Here is a 19,221-nt window from a genome sequence, read left to right on the forward strand (position 1 = left end):
CAAGTTATCTCGTCACTTTGACCTAGAGAAGAAGTTGCACACAAATGTTTTCCCTGCAATGCATCTTCCCTATGTATTCAAAACATGTGTACTCAAAACATGAAAACAATTTTAACGGCAGACTCTTTGCCTGTAGGTTAATTTACCGTTAGCATTAAGCATTGTGTGTGCCTTTTTGTCATGAACATCAAGGATTTCATTTGTGAAGATGCCAAGGCCTGCTATGGCCTATGTTGTTCCTTTTTGTGTTTTTTTTATTTATCTCTGCCTGGTTGCCGGAGAGTATTTCTATGAACGCCGGTCTTTGGAATCCGAGGCGTCTGCGGCCCAGATAAAGCAGCTTGAGAAAGAACTTTTCAGGATGCAACATCTTGTTGAGAGAGCGATTCACAATCAAAATTTAGACAGTGTAGCCGAGGAGATATCTCTGGCGGCGACAGACTTCAACATCATGGTGTACATACTGTTAGATGACACCAGTCTTATCCGCTACGCCAATCATGTTGTTTGGCGCGACAGTCGGGCTTCGCAAGTGATCGATGGCTATTCAATGGCGTTGCACCGGCAGGTGGTCGAATCTGGAAAACCACAGATATTTGCCAACACGGATAGGCTATCAATACAGGCATATTATCCCGTTATCACTGAGGCTTCCGTTAGTTTTGGGGGCAAGGCCGAACTGCTTTATCTCGAGTATGATCTATCGCCTGCAATGGCCAAGGTAACTGATGACCTCAATCTGCGTTTTATGCGGGTTTGGGGCCTGGGGGCCTTATTTGTTTTGGGCTTTATGCTGGTATTGCACTTTATGTTAATCCGCCCTTTAAGAGCTCTGGCTTGGCAGGCCAGGAAAGGCGAGAACAACCCTTTTCATATGGATAACACTTGGGTTTTCAGTGAAGTACGGGTGCTAAAGGATTACTTGCACCGGAGCCAACAGAAGTTGCAGCGAACCCTGAAGCAATTGAGGGACAATGAACAACGCTGGTTGTTTGCGGTGGAAGGGACTCGCAATGGGATCTGGGATTGGAACATCGCCAGCGGCGAAGTTTTTCTGTCGGACCGCTGGAAAGAGATGATAGGGTACGGCCCCCATGAACTCGAAGGGCTTTATTCTACTTGGGAAAGCCGACTGCATCCGGACGATAAAGAAGCCGTGTTGTCGTCTTTGCAGGCTTACCTCAATGGTGAGACCGAGGCGTTTGAGAGTGTTCATCGCATGCGCCATAAAGAGGGACACTATATCTGGGTGCTGGACAGGGGAATGCTGGTTGAATGGGACGAACAGGGCCGCCCTTGCCGGATTATAGGTACTCATGCCGATGTGTCGGATGATGTGCGTAATCAGCAAGCCCTGGCCCATTTAGCCAACCATGATGCCCTGACTAATTTAGCCAATCGCCGCTCTTTGATGGATGCCTTGTATGAGCAGCAAAAGCATTGTCGCAACAGTCTGCAGTGTGCAGCGCTGTTCCTAATAGATTTGGATAATTTCAAAACTATCAATGACACTCTCGGGCATCATCTGGGAGATCGGTTATTGATCCAACTGGCGGCTAGATTTTCGGGCTATTTTAGCGCCAATACTTTGGTTGCCAGGCTCGGGGGGGATGAGTTCGTTATTCTAGCGAAAGATCTAACCCAAGACAGAGCTATGGCAGCAAGGCGAGCCTTGGCGTTGGCCAGTGAGATCAGGCAGTTGGTTGCCAGGCCTTTCAATATCAGTGACAAGCAGCTGCATGTGTCTGCCAGTATTGGTGTTTGTCTGTTTGATGATCAGGATGATATTGATGCCGAGGAGCTTTTGAAGCGAGCCGATATGGCCATGTTCCAGGCCAAGGAAGGCGGTCGAGATAACTGCATGATCTACAACTCCGAGATGGAGGTTAAGGCTCACCAAAATCTGCTGATCCAGAATGAGTTGCGCTATGCCATCGAACGGCAACAACTCTCTTTGGTTTACCAGCCAATAGTTGATGCCCAGGGGAAATTGACTGGGGCTGAGGCGCTATTGCGTTGGCAGCATCCGCAGCAGGGAAATATTTCACCGGCGGATTTCATTCCTGTGGCTGAAGGCAGTGGCCTTATCAGTGAAATTGGTCATTGGGTCATCCTCGAAGTTTGTCGCTTCATTCGCGAGCAGCAGGCCAGGGGCATTGGGGTGCCAAAAATCGCCATCAACCTCAGCGCCAGACAGTTTAATCAGCCCGAGTTTGTTGAGCGTCTGATCGCCTTGCTGAAGGCCCAGGGGATTGCAACAGATGCGTTGGAGTTGGAGTTGACTGAGTACGCCTTGTTGACCAATCTGTGCATCATGAATACCCGAATCGATCTGCTGAGGAAGGCGGGGATATCCGTGGCGATAGATGACTTTGGCACAGGTTACAGTTCGTTGAGTTATCTACAGAACCTGCCTCTATCCAGATTGAAGATAGATGCCTCTTTTGTGCAGAAGATTGGCTCTGGGCGCAGTGCCGATGCCATAGTCAAGGCCATAATCGAAATGGCTCACAGTCTGGAGCTGAAAGTGGTTGCCGAAGGGGTTGAAACCGTTCAACAAAGAGCCTTTTTGAATCAGCTCGGATGTGACAACTTCCAAGGGTATCTGTTTAGTCAGCCTCTGCCTGAGGCTGAGTTTGCAGTTCTGCTGCAGCCTCCGTGGCGTGAGTTACCGTATGCTGCGCCAGGAAGTTGAAAATAATATTCAGCACCTGCTCACGTATTGCGTCGATTTCAATAAAGAGTTCATGCCTGGCTCCCATGATCTTTTCCAATGTCACCTTGGGGCCAAGGGCGGCGATTTGCGCCTGGTTATCGACGATAGTGTCCTGCTCAGCCTGAAGAATGAGGATTGGCACCTTTGACTCTCTGGCTGCGGTGATGGTCTGCTCGCAAGCATCCAATGCTTCTATCAACCATTGATTGGTGGGCGAGCCCAGTTGGATCTCAGGATGTTGCCGGCATAAATCCAGTAATGCCTGATATCGGCTTTCGCTGTGGGTCAATTGATTATCTTTAAACTCGAGCGGACGATAATCATGGCCGGATAACACATAGTTGGGCTCGGTATGCGGGCCATAACTATTGAGTTTTCCTGCCAGCCAACGTACGAAGTTGCGCGGCATTGGCAGGCGAATACCATACATGGGGGCAGAGAAGGCCGCAGCAGTAAATCGTTGGGGGAATTGCTGTAAATACAGAGTGCCTATGGCGCCGCCCATGGAGTGGCCCACCAGAAAATACTGTTCATATTGGTTTGCAACTACCACTTGCTCAACGAAACAGTGTAAGTGATCCACATAGTCCTGAAACTTATCTATGTGCCCCTGGTGAGGATTGGCGGTTAGCCTGCTGGATAGGCCTTGCCCCATATGATCCAAGGCGTAGACACTATAGCCTTGCTGATAGAAGTCATGGATCAGCTCCCGATACTTGAGATAACTCTCTACCCGGCCATTGCTGATGACGACGGCTTGTTTCGCCTTTGGATGGCAAATATAACCGTAGGCCAGCTCTTTACCGAATCCCACTGCCAGCTTGGCATGGGTGACACCTTGCCAGAAAGTCTCCAATTGAGACTGGGTTGAAGCGGGTTCTGTGTTGCGGGCCTGGGTCGTTACCATCCAATATTTCCTGATCTAAAAAAGCCAGTGCTCAAAGGCACTGGCCGAGTGTATCAGAAACAGGGTTTCATTGCTGTGAGGCGATAAAGTCGGCTATCTGCTGTTCCAGTACAGACATGGGCACAGAGCCTTGCGCCAATACTGCATCGTGGAATTGGCGGATATCGAACTTTTCCCCCAGGGCATCTTCTGCTTGCTTTCGCAGACGTTTGATAGTCAGCTCGCCAATCTTGTAGGCCAGCGCCTGCCCAGGCCAGGAGATATATCTGTCTATCTCTGTGGTGACATTGTGCAGCGACAGAGCCGTATTACCGGCCATAAAGTCTATTGCCTGCTGACGGCTCCAGCCTTGGGTGTGCATACCTGTATCGACTACCAGGCGGGCGGCGCGCCACATCTCGTAAGTCAGGCGTCCAAAGTTGCTGTAGGGATCCTGATAAAAACCCCCTTCCAGCCCCAAATATTCACTGTATAGTCCCCATCCCTCACCAAAGGCCGAGATATAGCTGTAGCGGCGAAAATCGGGCAGTTGCTCCAACTCTTGATTGAGAGAAATCTGCAGGTGGTGACCCGGAACAGCCTCATGCAGGGTGAGTGCTTCCAACTCATAGAGAGGACGCTTATCCAAGGCATAAGTGTTTACCCAATAAAAACCCGCCACAGTCTCCGAGTTGGAGCCGGAATAGCGCCCGGTTGTATATTTGGGGGCAATTTCAGCCGGAACAGGGGCGACACCATAGGGTTTGCGGGGCAGTTTGCCAAAATAGCGTGGCAACATGGCGTCGGCTTTTTTGGCAATATAGGAGGCCTCTTTGAGCAGTTGCTCCGGCGTGTCCACATAAAAGCGTTTGTCGGTGCGCATAAAATGCAGAAACTCGGCAAAGCTGCCTTTAAAACCGGTTTGTTCGATGATCTGTTCCATCTCGGCGCGGATCCGTTTTACTTCACTCAGCCCCAGTTGATGGACTTGCTCAGGCGTCATATCCAGAGTGGTGTAGTACTTGACCCTGTTTTCATAAAAGGCCCGACCATTGGGCAGAGCTGATGCGGCAATGCTCTGGCGGGCGCCGGGGATATATTTCTCGGTCATAAAGTCATAGAAGGCTTGATAACTCGGTAACACATGCTGCTCGACACTGACGTATCCGGCATGGCTCAGTTCCTGTTTAAGATTGGCAGAAAAGTGCTCTGGAAACGTCTCAAACGGCTTGAAATAGTTACTTTTCTGCACTGGTACCATATAAGCCTGAATACTCTGTTCAAACCCTCTCAGTACAGATTGCGGCTGAGTGATACCTTCGGCAAGCCCCTGGCGCATCCAGTGTATCTGTTGCTGGAAGTAGCGCGGCAGAGATTGCAGTTTCTGCAGGTAGTGACGGTAATCGGCTTCTGTCTTGAATGGCCCTGAGGCCATAGAAGCAATGTAAGCGTGAAAGCCACTCTCTGAGGTAATCGGCAGGTAATGGGCCTTGAACCTGAAGCTATCCACACGCTCCTGTAGTTGGTATTCGAGAATACTGGCATTGATGGCGGCTTCTTTGCTCAGCTGTTCTCTGGGGATCGCCTTTAGCCGTTGCAATAATGTTGAATTGGCCGCAGCATCGGCCGCCAGAGCTTCAGCTGACAAGTCTGCTAATTTGCCCGCGGCCGAGTCATCGCCAAACAGCAAGGCCATCTGAGGGCTTTCTGCCAGCCTTTGCTGCCAGGCATCGGCTATTAACTGCTGGAGTTGGCTATCGGCTTGAGATAGCTGCTTGCTTATTTCTGGCGTGTTGGCTTCATGGGCAGGGGTTTGGCAGGCGCCCAGGAATCCAGTGAGCAACAGGGGCAGCAGGAGTTTTTTCATTTGATTTTGTTCCTTTTTTATCCTTGATGAAGGATTATGCCTTAAGCCAGGATGGAGCCCCAGAGATTTAACGTCACCTTTTGGTAACAAAGCCTGTCAGTAGACTAAGAGGTGCTAACAAAAGGCGTGTTACACTTAAGCGTCCCCAGACCAAAAAATAATTACATTGGCGGGGTAGTTCATACAGGGGTTATTTTTATGATTGATACTTCAATTCCGTTGGTCGATTTACATCGCCATCTGGACGGCAATGTCAGGGTTGAGACCATATGGGAACTGGGTCAGCAGCATGGCATTGCCTTGCCGGCGGCCTCGCTTGAGGCTTTGGCACCTTACGTACAGATCCAGGGTAAAGAATCCAGCTTAGTGGCTTTCCTGAAAAAGCTGGACTGGATGGTTGCCGTGCTGGCCGATCTGGATGCGGTAAAGCGGGTGGCCTATGAAAATGTCGCCGATGTGGCATTGTCCGGGTTGGACTATGCCGAATTAAGGTTCAGCCCTTACTACATGGCAATGAATCATAAGTTGCCGATAGAAGGCGTGGTGGAAGCCGTTATTGATGGCGTAAAAGCCGGGCTCAAGGACTATCAGGTCAAGATAAAACTGATAGGTATTCTGTCACGCTCATTTGGTCAGCAGGCTTGTACCCAGGAGTTGAATGGCTTACTCGCGCACAGGGAGTCTTTGGTCGCGGTTGATTTGGCCGGTGATGAGTTGGGTTTCCCCGGTGAGCTGTTTAACGAGCATTTCAAGCGGGTACGCGATGCCGGACTTCAGATCACGGCTCACGCCGGAGAGGCCGCCGGTGCCCAAAGCATGTGGCAAGCCATCAAGGAGTTGGGGGCGACTCGCATAGGCCATGGGGTCAATGCCATTCATGATCCCAAATTGATGGAGTATCTGGTGGAACATAAGATAGGTATCGAATCCTGTCCTACCAGTAATCTGCATACTTCTACCGTTAACAGCTATCAGGAGCATCCACTGCGCACCTTTATGGAAGCCGGTGTGTTGGTTGGCTTGAATACCGATGATCCAGGCGTCAGCGCCATAGATATCAAGCATGAATATCGTGTGGTTAAGCAGGAGATGGGCTTCACCGCTGCTGAATTGGCCAAGCTGCAGCGTAATGGCGTGGATATGGCCTTCCTCTCTGACAGCGAGCGTCGGGAACTTTACGCCGCTAAAGCATAAAAGTTTGGTTCAGACACAAAAAAGCCGATGAATCATTCATCGGCTTTTTTATTCTTCTCAGGGTTAAATTACCCGGGAGAACTGTTGCTGACGTGCCTTTTCTCGGAAGTAGACATCGAAACAGATACAGATATTACGGATCAACAGACGCCCGGTTGGACTGATGCTGATCTGGCGATTTTCAATGTTAACCAGTTTATCGTCGATAAAGGTTTGCAGCAGCTTGAGATCTTCGGCGAAGTACTCTTCAAACTGGATCCCCAATTGTTGCTCCATCTTGGTCATATCAAGCTCAAAGTGACAGATAAGCTGCTTGATCACTGCGCGACGGATTTCGTCATCACGATTGAGTTTACAGCCTTTCCATAGAGCGTGGCCCTGCTCATCTATGGCTTCATAGTAAGGGCGAATATCTTTTTGGTTTTGCGCATAACAGTCACCAATCTGACTGATGGATGACACCCCAAGTCCGAGGAGATCGCACTCTTCCTGGGTGGTATAACCCTGGAAGTTACGGTGCAATCGGCCTTCTCTTTGCAGTTTGGCCAGCTCATCATCAGGTTTGGCGAAGTGATCCATGCCTATGTATTGGTAGCCGGCGCCGGTCAGGGTCTCAATCGTCTGATGCAGCATGTCCAGCTTCTGTTGTGGGCTGGGCAGGTGCTCATCTTTGATTTTCCGCTGCGCCGCGAAGCGGGCCGGCAGGTGAGCATAGTTGAATACAGACAGACGGTCTGGCGACAGATCCAGAATGCGCTGAATGGTTTCGGCAAAGGTTTCCGGTGTTTGATGAGGCAAGCCGTAAATCAAATCGACGTTGGTAGAGACAAAGCCCATCTCTTTGGCCTTTTTGATCAGCGCAAAAATGAAGTCTTCATCCTGTTCACGGTTAACTGCTGCCTGAACCTCTTTATTGAAGTCCTGCACCCCAATGGAGATACGGTTGAACCCAGCCTCTTTCAGGGCATCCAGCATAGAGAGTTCGATTTCTCTAGGGTCGACTTCGATAGAGTATTCACCCTGTTCGGCAAAGTTGAAGTGACTCTTCAACAGTGACGATAACTTAATGATTTGCTCTGGGTTTAGGAACGTCGGTGTGCCACCGCCCCAGTGCATTTGGGTCACAGTATAGTGTTTGAACAGAGGCGCCCGCTTGACGATCTCGGCTGCCAGGTACTCTATGTACTGATCGGCTTTGTGCTGATGTCGGGTGATAACCTTGTTACAGCCGCAGTAATAGCAAAGTTTGGCGCAGAAGGGGATATGAATGTACAGAGACAGTTTGTCACTTTTGCTGTTGGCTATGGCCGACAATAGATCGCCTTCTGTGAATGAGTCGTCAAACTCCAGCGCCGTTGGGTAGGAAGTATAACGGGGACCGCTGTAGTTATATTTCTCGATCATTGATTGATCCCAGCTGATATGAGTGGGCTGCTTCAAGGCGTGTCCTCCGACAGTAAATTAGCAATGAGCGAAGTATGCAGGGTTATGGCTCAAATAACCTTGATCCAGGTTGTAAAAATTATATGTACACAAGCAAACGTTAAGAAATATCCCTGAAAATGCTTTCAATGTCTGTTGTCTTATTGAGGTTTTGTGCACCGACTCACGCCAGAGAAAAGATTCAACAGGCTTGATTGTTGTTTGGCTGAGACGACAAGACAAGGCTGCGAACTCAGGCGTAACTAAAACACAAGCCTCCGATGTTTGGGACTGTCTTTCAGGGGCGAAGATTTCGGGGACGGTGAATAAAGCGCTGCCGACTGCTGAGAGCAAGCCGGCAGTTGCTGCATTAGTGAGTTGGTTTGAGTTGAAACTCGGAGAGTTTTTTGGCGTCGGCCAATATGCCTTGCTCCAGCTCGGCTTCAGACTTCATTCTGGCCAGGTCTAGCCGCATCCGCTCTTGTTTGGGTAACTGAGCCCTGGCCTCCAGAATGGGATGATCCTTGATACGCTCAAAATGCATAAACACATCCGGGTAGTCACCACTGACTCTCTCTGTCAGCGATAGCAGATCGAACAGTTTGACGATTCTAACTACTCCTTCGGACAACTCACAACGCTCTTCTGTCATTGCGGCGGCAATATAGCGGATATCGGCAAGCAGGGATGCCTGTTTAGCTTCCATAACCGCCTTTTGTTCAGCCATCGCCTGCTCTCTGGCCTGGGTTTGTCTTCTCAGACGCAAAAGCAACACTGTGGCATAGGCACTCAGTCCTATGATGATCAACATGGCTAAGGTGATAAGGATAAACTGCATCCCGGCCTCCGTTAGTTGTCCTGGTATTGTTTCAGAAGCTCAGCACCGGATTCGAATTTCTCCAGCAATTCGTCATCGCTATGACTCTTGCTTGGGGCTTCATCGGCCTGATCCAAATCGGTAATGCCAAGTTTTTCCATCAGCTTCTCTATCTTGGCCAATTGCCGCTCCAGCCATTGCTGGTCATCGGCGGCCAGTTCCCGACCTTCTTCCAGCTGATCCAGCAGCTTATTCAGGCGCGGATCTTCCTCCAGTTGCAGCAGCAACTGTTCATCGGTCAGTTTAGGTTGTTTTGGCTGTGCAACCTTTTCTTTGACTATATCCAGAGCGACAGGCCTTTTGCTGCCAAGGCGGATATCTTGTTTGTCAGAGCCTGCCCGCTTTTGCCCCTTTGGAGCAGCAGGGTTCTGGCGGCTACCCGCCTTATTACCTGAATCCTGCTTCTTACGGGCTGGAGCGCGCTCAGATTTCTTGCTTCTGGGGGCCAGTTTGGGGTTGTTCTCGCCGACTTTACGGGTCTTTTTACTACGGGACATAATTCTCTCGATAAAAAGTAGTTGGTTGCGTCCGAACCGTGCCGGGTTCAGTCTACAAGCGGCGGTTCTGCATCAAGGTCGCGTGTTATAGCAGATCCTGATGTTTTTTGCATCAAGATGAAGTCCTGCGCTGCAAATATTAGCCTAAATTTGCCCTGAGATGCCAAGTAAGCAAACGTCTGTTGCTGATAAAAGCTGACATGGGTTGGATTGTTTTTGTAATGCCATTTGGGGAACGCGGCTAAAGAGGTCAGTAATGGGGTGGATATGGCCAGCCAACCACCTGGTTTCAAGAGGGTTTCTATTAAGCTCCACTCTTTGGCCGGGGCCCTGAAGTGCTCGAACACCCGAAAACAACAGATAAAGTCATATTGGTGATGTAGTAACTGGTGATCTGCTGCAAAAAAGGGATCGAACTGTTGTAAATGGTGTCCGGCGTCGCGGATCTGTTTCAGGCCATCCTCGCTTAGCACTCGGCCAAAGTTGAGGCCAAATAAAGGCGTTGGCTGCAAAGATTGCAGCTGTTCCAACAAGGGGTGGATAAAGCGTGCCAACTGCTTTTGCTTTCCAGCTTGGCGGGCTCGTCCATAACGCTGCTTTTCGGCATCTGGTAACAGGTAACTGTTGGAGTCTGCAAACAACAGCCGACATTCAGGGCAGAGATAAAAACCTCGTTTCTTATCCTGAAAGCTGAGTTCAGCCTGATCGTTATGACACAGGGGACAGCGACGCATGGACTAATTAATATCTGCTCAATGGGGGTTAACAAATTATGCCATAAAAAAAGGCGGCAGTATGGCTGCCGCCTTATGATGGTGCTAACTAACACCCTATTCTGATTTCAAGTTTCCTTACTTGCTATGCGACTTTCCCGGTCGATATCCTTCTTTTTTTGACAGCTTTCCCTGCAGTTTTTCTCGTTATCGGTCTTCCAGACACTTTCTTGGGTTTCCTGCAAATAGCGATGGCCAATTGACTCATCATTATTCAGTCGTCTTCTGTGACGCCTAACAGACCATCCTTGTCTACCAAGTACCTTCCAGTGATAACAAGCTTCCAGCCAGTGCATCCAAAGCGCGTTGCTTCCCGTGCCAATGTTTGAGTCCTGCAAACATCTTCCTGTTGGAGCAAGTTCCCCTGTTAATTCGTAAGGACAATGCTAAAAAGCGGTTTGGCAAAATCGCCGGTTCCTTACTTTTATTGACCTGGATTTCAAACTGAAATCTCGACTCATTATTATTATTTGCGAGTGGTCTTAGTAGTCTTATTGTTATTGGCTTGCTTTATTCTTATATCTTGAATGTAAATTATACCGAAACCTGAATGTTGTTGGTAAAGTTTTTATACAAGCAGATGGGTTTATCTCGGTACGGGCACATTAAACCTAAATCTGTGATCTGTGTCAAGCGTTAATGTTTTCAGTTTACGTAAACGTAAACGTTGTGACTTAAGAAAAGGGTGAAACTTCACCCTTTTCCAAGCTACAGCAAAAATTACTTCAGGCTGGAGATGTACTTGGCCAGCGCATCAATGTCTGCATCATTCAGCTTTTTCGCTGTGTCCTGCATCATGCCGTTTAGGTCATTATGACGGCTCTGATCACGGAACTTATTCAATTGGATCTTGATATAGTTGGCGTGCTGCCCAGCAACTGCCGGGAAACCGGCCAGTTCGCTGCCTTTACCTTCAGGACCGTGACACGCAGAACAAGCGGCTATGCCACGAGACATATCACCACCCTTGAACAGCTTTTCGCCGGCATCAGGAACATCTTTTACTTCAGCAACCTGCAATGTTTGGCTGGCAAAATAAGCTGCAACATCGGCAATATCCTGATCGCTCAAGGCTACCGCCATCCCACCCATGATGGGATCCATACGGCCATCCTTGCCACCGGTTTGAGCTGCACTACGAAACTCCCGCAGCTGTTTTTGCAGATAGGTTGTATGCTGACCGGCCAACTTGGGATACATGTCGATCATGCTGTTGCCGTCAAGACCATGGCAGGCAGAGCAGACAATGGCTTTGGTTTTTCCCGCTTCAGCATTACCTTCAGCAATCGCAGGTGAAGATATGGCGGCGACTACAGACAGCGCAAGGGCTAACTTTTTCATGGCGTTCCAACTTCTTTCGTTAAATTATTGTCCTGAGCTTACTAGGGTGACCCGCAAGCGTGGTAAAATACAAATAATGTGATCGGGCTAATATTTTACACGAAAACGTGGAAAAGTAAGCAAGTCTTCAATATTTATGCTATCACCCAGCAAAATTCCGGAGTCAGAAGTGACAGCAACTCGTATCGATTTTCGCAAGACAAAATTCCTTATCAGCGCGCCTGATATTGCCCATTTGGATAAGCATTTACCTGGCGACACCGGCGTGGAAATCGCTTTTGCCGGCCGCTCAAATGCTGGTAAATCAAGTGCTTTGAATGCTTTAACCGAGCAGAAAAACCTTGCCAGAACCAGTAAAACTCCTGGCCGTACCCAACTGATCAATGTGTTTGAGCTCGATGAGCAGCGCCGTTTGGTGGATTTACCCGGCTATGGTTTTGCTCAGGTACCACTGGCCATGAAGCTTAAATGGCAGGAGTCTTTGGGTGAATATTTACAAAAGCGGGCTTGCCTGAGTGGTGTGGTGGTGCTAATGGATATTCGCCATCCGTTGAAAGACTTGGATTTGCAGATGATTGAATGGGCTGTTGCCAGTGAAATCCCGGTACTGGCGCTGCTGACCAAGGCAGATAAGTTGCCACAGAGTGCCAAGATGAAAACGGTCAATGAGGTACGTAAAGCGCTGGTTGACTTTGGTGATTGGGTCAGAGTCGAGCCTTTTTCTTCATTGAAGGGCACCGGGAAACCTAAGGTTTTGGCAATTCTGGATGAGTGGTGCCATCCAGCCTGGTTGGAACAAGAAGACAACGAACAAGGATGATGGACCCAAACCACTATACGGCAGCCATGGAGGCTGCCGTTTTTGTATCTGTTGTTTGTGCTGGGAGAATCCAGGACAAAAAAAACCGGCGACTCAGTCACCGGTTAAATTAGCTCTTTTGGGGAGAAGCTAAAATTTCAACAAGACTCAAGTACCATCAAACTTGGACTTCGATGGCTCTCAATGGCGGTAGCATAACGCGAACTGAATCAGTTTTAAAGTAATTACTCTAAAAAATATTGCAGACGAAAAAAAGCCCCAGCAAATGATTGCTGGGGCGCCAGAATTTGGCTGATCACTAAAAGTGAAATAAAGGTCTGAAAGATAGAACATCTTAACCTCTGTACCCTACGCCGAGAATAATACTGTATTTATCTCTAATGGGAAAACTGTTTTTTCAAAAAGACGACAATAATGTGGAGTCGATCACAAGAATCGTTGGCTAGAAAAGCGCCTTTTGATCTTTAAATTACAAAAATGAGCTTAAAAAGCAGGCTTTTAGCGCTGGTTTGTCGATTTTTTGCCAAAAATTGTTGTTTTTAGTTCAGGTAGGGTAGCTAATGACGGGAGCAGATGCGGATAATCATAGCCTTGTGTTCAAAACACAAAAAAGCCATCCCGAAGGATGGCTCTTGATGGAATAGATAGATTATCAGTGAGCCTGATCCCAGCTGTCACCCAAGCCGGCTTCAGCCAGCAAAGGTACATCCAGGGTAGCGGCTTCAGCCATGAGTTTGCAGATCTGGTGTTGTAGCTCTTCGGCTTTCGCTTCATTGACTTCAAACACCAATTCATCGTGAACCTGCATGATCATGGTGATTTCCCCCTTGGTATCAGAGGCTATCCAGTCGGCAACTTTGATCATCGCCTTCTTGATGATGTCGGCTGCTGTTCCCTGCATAGGAGCGTTGATTGCAGCCCGTTCTGCGGCTTGACGCCGCATGGCATTGCGATCACGGATTTCCGGCAGATACAGGCGCCGACCAAAGAGTGTGGAGACATAACCTTGCTCGGCAGCGAGTGCCCTGGTCTCTTCCATATACTTGAGCACGCCGGGATAACGCTTGAAGTAGGTATCCATATAGCTTTGTGCTTCAGTGCGGGGAATATCCAGTTGGCGTGCCAAGCCAAAGGCGGACATGCCATAGATAAGACCGAAGTTAACCGCCTTGGCCCGTCGGCGCTGCTCTGGAGTGACAGTTTCAAAAGCCACATCAAAGACTTCAGCCGCCGTTGCTCTGTGAATATCTTTACCCTCGGCGAATGCCGCCAGCAGGCCGGCATCCTGGGACAGGTGAGCCATGATCCTGAGCTCAATCTGTGAGTAGTCGGCGGCCAGAATCTTGCGCCCTGAAGGTGCGATAAAGGCCTGACGAATTCTGCGCCCCTCTTCGGTGCGGATAGGAATATTCTGCAGGTTAGGGTCGCTGGACGACAAGCGGCCGGTGGCAGCGTTGGCTTGATGATAGCTGGTATGCACCCGGCCGGTTTTGCCATTGATCATCAGCGGTAACTTATCTGTATAAGTGCTCTTGAGCTTGGTCAGGCTGCGATGCTCGAGAATGATCTTTGGCAATGGATAATCCAGCGCCAACTCTATCAATACCTCCTCGGCGGTGGATGGCGCGCCTTTCGGCGTTTTCTTGATCACCGGATAACCCAGCTTTTCAAAGAATAGTGCCTGCAGCTGTTTGGGAGAACCCAGATTGAACTTCTCTCCGGCTATCTCATAGGCTTTTTGCTCCAGCGCATCTATCTTTTGTGCCAGCTCATCACTCTGCTGCGACAGTTGCATACTGTCGATCAACACTCCGTCGCGCTCCATCTGTGAGAGCACCTGAATAAGCGGCAACTCAAGTTCGGTGAAAACGTTGGCTAACTCTTGCTCCCGCTCAAGCCTTGGCCACAGGTGTTGGTGTAGCCTGAGTGTGATATCGGCATCTTCGGCGGCGTAAGGCGCCGCTGTTTCCAAAGGGATCTGGTTGAATGTCAGCTGTTTGGCGCCTTTACCGGCAATATCTTCGAAGCTGACACATTTGTGCCCCAGATACTTGAGCGCCAGGCCATCCATGTCGTGTCTGGATGCTACAGAATTGAATACATAGGATTCGAGCATGGTATCGAAGGCGACACCGGCCAGTTTGATACCGGCATTGGCCAGAATACTGATGTCATATTTTAGATTTTGACCTACTTTCTTTATCTCTGGATCTTCGAGAATAGGCTTGAGTTTGGCCAATACCCCTTCTCTAGGCAGCTGCTCGGGGGCATCCAAGTAATCGTGTCCCAGTGGCAGATAGGCGGCTTCTCCAGCCTTGACGGCAAAGGACAAACCCACCAGTTTGGCGTCCATATAGTTGAGGCTGGTGGTTTCAGTATCTACCGCCATCAGTTCGGCATCGGCCAGCTTTTTCAGCCATTTTTCCAGTGCGGCTTCTGTCAGTATGGTTTCGTATTCTGTCTCTATGGTGACTTGAGATGGAGTTTCTTCCTGAGTCTCTGGCGCTGTTGTGTTGGCCGCCTTGGGGTGCGGCATCTTGTTGTCCAGAACTTCTGCCAACCAACGCTTGAACTCCATCTCGCCGTAAAGCTGTGTCAGTTGGTCTTTATTGGGCTCGGTAATATTGAGTTGATGCCAATCCAGATCCAGCTCGCAATCTGTTTTGATAGTTGCCAGATCGTAGGATAGTTGCAGCATCTCGGCATTGTCGGTGATTTTCTTGGCCATGGTCTTGGCACCACGGAAGCCAAGTTCCGTGACACAATCCGGTTGCTGCAGTAGCTTGGCGACACCACCGGCCCCTGTCAGCATGGCCAACGCGGTTTTCTCACCCACACCAGGCAGTCCCGGGATGTTATCGGCCTTGTCGCCCATTAGGGCCAACAGGTCGATGATAAGCTCGGGGCCGACACCAAATTTACTGGTGACCTCTTCCGGTCCCATTATGGTGTCTGTCATTGTGTTGATCAGGGTGACATTGTCATCCACCAGTTGCGCCATATCCTTATCGCCTGTGCTGATCAGAATGGCACGGCCTTCCTTACTGGCCCTGGAGGCAAGAGTGCCTATCACGTCATCGGCTTCAACCCCGGGAATACAAAGGAGTGGCAGGCCAAGAGCCTCGATGATGGCATGCAGGGGGGCTATCTGACTTCGCAGATCATCAGGCATTGGTGGCCTGTGGGCCTTATACTCGGCGTACATCTCGTTACGAAACGTGGGACCCTTGGCATCAAAAACAACCGCCATCTGTTGTGGCTTGTATTTGCCCAGCAAGCTGCGCAACATATTGACTACGCCATAAACAGCCCCGGTAGCTTCACCCTTGGAATTGGTCAGGTGAGGTGGTGCATAGTAGGCCCGATAGAGGTAGGAAGAACCATCCACAAGGACGAGGGGGTTTTCTGCTATTGTTGGCATAGTTTTGTTTCAATCTAAGCTGTCTTAAGTGCTGCTAAGCATGCCATATCAAGGCATTTTCGGCCATGACAAAATCACCCACAGCCTGTGGATAAGTCTGTGAGTGAAAAAATCAACATAGAGAAAGGCGGTAGAGAACAACATAAAGTTGTTTTTATAACTTGTTGATATTTATTTATTATTTGTTTTTTTGTGAGTCAGGTAAAAGTTTTACTAAATCTTATCGGTTGTGGATTTTTTAAATTCCTTTTCCTGATTCGCACCTTGGTAGCGGTAAAAATCGCCTCTTAGCAGAGACGATGAATTAAGTTAGCATGATTTTTAATCAGATCAACCAGTTTGTAACTGGTTTGTTAAATCCAAATGACATAAGAGGGAATTTTTAATGAAAAAAATCGCAGTTCTTCTCAGTGGTTGCGGTGTCTTCGATGGCAGTGAAATCCATGAGGCGGTGTTGACCCTGCTGTCCCTGTCTCGTTCGGGCGCGGCTTACCAGTGTTTTGCCCCTGATATTCCTCAAATGCATGTGGTCAATCATCTCAAGGGTGAAGTCGTGGAGACTGAGCAGCGCAATGTGTTGGTGGAGGCTGCTCGAATTGCCAGGGGTGATATCAAGGCGACTTCTGAACTGAATGTAGCTGACTTCGACGGCCTGATCATTCCCGGAGGCTTCGGGGCTGCCAAAAACCTCTGTAACTTTGCCGTAAATGGCAGCAATAGTGAGATTGCCGCTCCGGTACGTGAATTTATCAGCCGTTTTATCAGTGCAGACAAGGTGGTGGGTTTTATCTGTATCGCGCCTGTGATGATCCCGAGCCTCTATGGTGAAGGAGCCAGAGGCACCATAGGGACGGACGCTGAAACCGCAGCGGCCTTTGTAGCCATGGGCGGTGAACATCAAAATGCCAAGGTAGATGAAATTGTGGTCGACAGTGAGCGCAAGATAGTCAGCACCCCGGCTTACATGCTGGCAGGTTCCATTGCCGAGGCCAATAGTGGCATTGAAAAGCTGGTGGCCAAGGTGTTGGAGCTGGCCTAAGCCCTGTCCAAGTTACTTTGAACCTATTCAAGAGGGAGCCTGAGCTCCCTCTTTTTACTGTTGCCGGCTGTGCAGAGTGACTTTGGCGTGTACAAACCTGAGCCACATAGGATTATTTTTTCCCGCGGTTGTCGAGCCAGCCTTGGGCCAGCCCGACCAAGAGTCCACCCAGATGCGCGCCGTTGGCTATCGAAAGGCCAAACACATCCATAAAGCCAAGTACCAGCCACAACAGCATAAAACCCATCAAGGCCGGTGGCAGACCTATGCCTTTCTCTGGGCTCATACGGCCGCTGACCCAGGTATAACCTACCAGGCCATACACAACCCCGGAAAGACCGCCGAAGTTGGGGCCACTGAGATAGAACTGCACTATATTGGGCAAAGTACCGGCGACCAACAGCAGAGTCAGTAAAGGAGCAAGACCGATACGGTTTTCTATTTTGCCACCCAAGACCCACCACCAGAGTAGGTTAAAGGTGATATGCAGCGCCGAGAAGTGCAGCAGGCTCGGGGTAAACAGGCGCCAGAATTGGCTGAAACCGGCATCCGAAGTGGCGCCGAAGAAGGCAAGGGCTTCGAATACCTGATTGCCGTAGCCCAGGTTCATGGCTGCGAAGATAGCTATGCAGGCCAGTAGAATGACCAGCGTTAGCGGTCCGGCGCCGGTAATAAATTGACTCAGCAGTTGCAGTGATGGTGCGCCATAGTCAAAGCGGATGCGGTTGTCGCCATGGTCCCAGGAAGCCTGCAGATATTTGGGGTTTAACGGATCCTGAACAAAGTCGAGAAACGCTTTGCGCCCCTGTGCTTGGTCGGTGTCCTTGATGACATGGATAGCCACTCCCTGTTCCAGATGCATGATGCGACAGGGGATCCCTTCACCCTTGAGGTAGTCTACCAGCGCCTGAGCGGCGCGTTCGTTGGGGAGGCGGCCGATTTCCATGTCTCAGTCCCTCGGCCAGGCAGCGAAACCGCCATCCAGGCTGTAGACCTCATCGAATCCTTGATGTTGCAGATATTCCGCGGCACTTTGGCTACTGATGCCATGATAACAGCAGACAACCAAGGGCTTATCCATATCGGCGTCCCTGAGATAGTCGGCCAGATTGTCATTGCCGAGGCGAATGGCGCCGGGAATATGGGCCGTCTCGAAACTGGCAGGATCGCGAATATCGACTATCTGCAGCTCGGCATCTTCGGCCATCATTTGCTGGAGTTGAACGACAGAAAGGTGTTGGTAACTGGACATAGTTTGCCTGTAAAAGAGGTAGTGCTTATTAACAGTGTGCATCAGGGCGCTGCATGAGTACAGCGCCCTGTTTGAGGATCAATCCCAGCTGAGAATGACCTTGCCGGATTGACCCGAACGCATGGCATCGAAACCCTGCTGGAAGTCATCCACCTTGTAATGGTGGGTGATAATAGGTGCAATATCCAATCCGGACTGGATCAAACTGGCCATCTTGTACCAGGTTTCAAACATTTCCCGGCCATAGATGCCCTTTATCACCAACCCCTTGAAGATGACCTTGCTCCAGTCTATCGCCATATCGCCACCCGGGATCCCCAACATGGCAATTTTGCCACCGTGGTTCATGGTATCCAGCATGGAGTGGAAGGCAGACGGTACACCGGACATTTCCAGGCCGACATCGAAGCCCTCTGTCATGCCGAGCTCGCTCATCACATCTTCGAGTTTTTCTTTGGCCACATTGACGGCTCGGGTAGCCCCCAGCTTACGTGCCAGCTCCAGACGGTACTCGTTGACATCAGTAACGACCACGTGGCGTGCACCCACATGGCGGCAAACGGCGGCGGCCATAATGCCTATGGGACCTGCTCCGGTGATCAGCACATCTTCACCGACGAGATCGAAAGATAGCGCAGTGTGTACCGCATTGCCGAAGGGGTCAAAGATAGCAGCCAGCTCGTCGCTGATATCATCGGGGATCTTGAAGGCGTTGAAGGCCGGGATTACCAGATATTCGGCGAAGGCACCTTCGCGGTTGACCCCAACCCCCACAGTGTTACGGCACAAATGGGTACGGCCACCACGGCAATTACGGCAGTGACCACAGGTGATATGGCCTTCGCCTGACACCCGGTCACCAATATTGAAGCCACGCACTTCCTGGCCCATGTCCACCACTTCGCCGACATATTCATGGCCGACAACCATAGGAACAGGGATAGTCTTTTGTGACCACTCATCCCAGTTGTAGATATGCACATCGGTACCACAGATGGCGGTCTTGCGGATCTTGATCAGCAGATCGTTATGGCCCATTTCCGGCTTGGGTGCGTCTACCATCCAGATGCCTTGTTCAGGCTTGAGTTTGCTCAGTGCTTTCATCATGTTACTCCA

Annotated in this window: 15 protein-coding genes; 4 read left to right on the plus strand and 11 right to left on the minus strand. The window is 49.9% G+C overall.

From position 1 onward, the window contains the following. The first annotated feature begins 361 nt into the window (after positions 1-361). Positions 362-2,695, plus strand: a complete 2,334-nt coding sequence (locus AYI96_RS11495; RefSeq protein ID WP_256213852.1) for a putative bifunctional diguanylate cyclase/phosphodiesterase — start codon at positions 362-364, stop codon at positions 2,693-2,695. Here the strand turns inward: AYI96_RS11495 and AYI96_RS11500 are convergent. Then, a complete protein-coding gene (locus AYI96_RS11500; RefSeq protein ID WP_144361643.1) occupies positions 2,610-3,623 on the minus strand; it encodes an alpha/beta fold hydrolase in 1,014 nt (337 codons plus the stop codon). The genes AYI96_RS11495 and AYI96_RS11500 overlap by 86 nt on opposite strands. A 67-nt stretch (positions 3,624-3,690) precedes the next feature. Then, the gene (locus tag AYI96_RS11505) at positions 3,691-5,469 is read right to left on the minus strand and encodes a DUF885 domain-containing protein (RefSeq protein WP_144361644.1); all 1,779 of its coding nucleotides are present in this window, start codon (positions 5,467-5,469) and stop codon (positions 3,691-3,693) included. Positions 5,470-5,667: 198 nt separating this feature from the next. Between AYI96_RS11505 and add the strand changes: the two genes are divergently transcribed. After that, positions 5,668-6,663, plus strand: coding sequence for an adenosine deaminase (gene add / locus AYI96_RS11510; RefSeq protein WP_144361645.1), 996 nt, complete (start codon positions 5,668-5,670; stop codon positions 6,661-6,663). 63 nt (positions 6,664-6,726) lie between these two features. Here add and hemN read toward each other — a convergent pair whose 3' ends face one another. From hemN to AYI96_RS11535, 5 genes are all read right to left on the minus strand, one after another. Beyond that, positions 6,727-8,103, minus strand: a complete 1,377-nt coding sequence (gene hemN, locus AYI96_RS11515; protein ID WP_082014343.1) for an oxygen-independent coproporphyrinogen III oxidase — start codon at positions 8,101-8,103, stop codon at positions 6,727-6,729. 352 nt (positions 8,104-8,455) lie between these two features. Next, complete coding sequence (locus AYI96_RS11520; protein ID WP_039035427.1) at positions 8,456-8,923, minus strand: DUF2489 domain-containing protein; 468 nt, start codon at positions 8,921-8,923, stop codon at positions 8,456-8,458. An 11-nt stretch (positions 8,924-8,934) separates the two neighbouring features. Then, positions 8,935-9,459, minus strand: a complete 525-nt coding sequence (yihI, locus tag AYI96_RS11525; protein WP_039035426.1) for a Der GTPase-activating protein YihI — start codon at positions 9,457-9,459, stop codon at positions 8,935-8,937. Positions 9,460-9,506: 47 nt separating this feature from the next. Next, complete coding sequence (locus AYI96_RS11530) at positions 9,507-10,193, minus strand: methyltransferase domain-containing protein (RefSeq protein WP_039035425.1); 687 nt, start codon at positions 10,191-10,193, stop codon at positions 9,507-9,509. 759 nt (positions 10,194-10,952) lie between these two features. Further along, positions 10,953-11,573, minus strand: a complete 621-nt coding sequence (locus AYI96_RS11535; protein WP_039035423.1) for a c-type cytochrome — start codon at positions 11,571-11,573, stop codon at positions 10,953-10,955. A 169-nt stretch (positions 11,574-11,742) separates the two neighbouring features. Between AYI96_RS11535 and yihA the strand changes: the two genes are divergently transcribed. Then, a complete protein-coding gene (yihA, locus tag AYI96_RS11540; RefSeq protein ID WP_039035432.1) occupies positions 11,743-12,393 on the plus strand; it encodes a ribosome biogenesis GTP-binding protein YihA/YsxC in 651 nt (216 codons plus the stop codon). 652 nt (positions 12,394-13,045) lie between these two features. Here yihA and polA read toward each other — a convergent pair. Then, positions 13,046-15,814: a DNA polymerase I gene (gene polA / locus AYI96_RS11545; protein ID WP_144361646.1), complete on the minus strand. Its 2,769-nt coding sequence runs from the start codon at positions 15,812-15,814 to the stop codon at positions 13,046-13,048. 385 nt (positions 15,815-16,199) lie between these two features. Between polA and elbB the strand changes: the two genes are divergently transcribed. Beyond that, positions 16,200-16,853: an isoprenoid biosynthesis glyoxalase ElbB gene (gene elbB, locus AYI96_RS11550; protein WP_025009069.1), complete on the plus strand. Its 654-nt coding sequence runs from the start codon at positions 16,200-16,202 to the stop codon at positions 16,851-16,853. Between the two features lie 112 nt (positions 16,854-16,965). Here the strand turns inward: elbB and glpG are convergent, their stop codons facing one another. The 3 genes from glpG to tdh form a co-directional block, all read right to left on the minus strand. Further along, positions 16,966-17,799 carry a rhomboid family intramembrane serine protease GlpG gene (glpG, locus tag AYI96_RS11555; protein WP_144361647.1) on the minus strand — a complete coding sequence of 278 codons (834 nt, stop codon included), beginning with the start codon at positions 17,797-17,799 and terminating at the stop codon, positions 16,966-16,968. A gap of 3 nt (positions 17,800-17,802) precedes the next feature. Next, a complete protein-coding gene (gene glpE / locus AYI96_RS11560; protein ID WP_039035419.1) occupies positions 17,803-18,105 on the minus strand; it encodes a thiosulfate sulfurtransferase GlpE in 303 nt (100 codons plus the stop codon). A gap of 78 nt (positions 18,106-18,183) precedes the next feature. Then, positions 18,184-19,209, minus strand: coding sequence for an L-threonine 3-dehydrogenase (gene tdh / locus AYI96_RS11565; RefSeq protein ID WP_039035418.1), 1,026 nt, complete (start codon positions 19,207-19,209; stop codon positions 18,184-18,186). Positions 19,210-19,221 lie beyond the last annotated feature (12 nt).

It is taken from the genome of Shewanella sp. MSW (assembly GCF_007636515.1).
Lineage (GTDB): Bacteria > Pseudomonadota > Gammaproteobacteria > Enterobacterales > Shewanellaceae > Shewanella > Shewanella indica.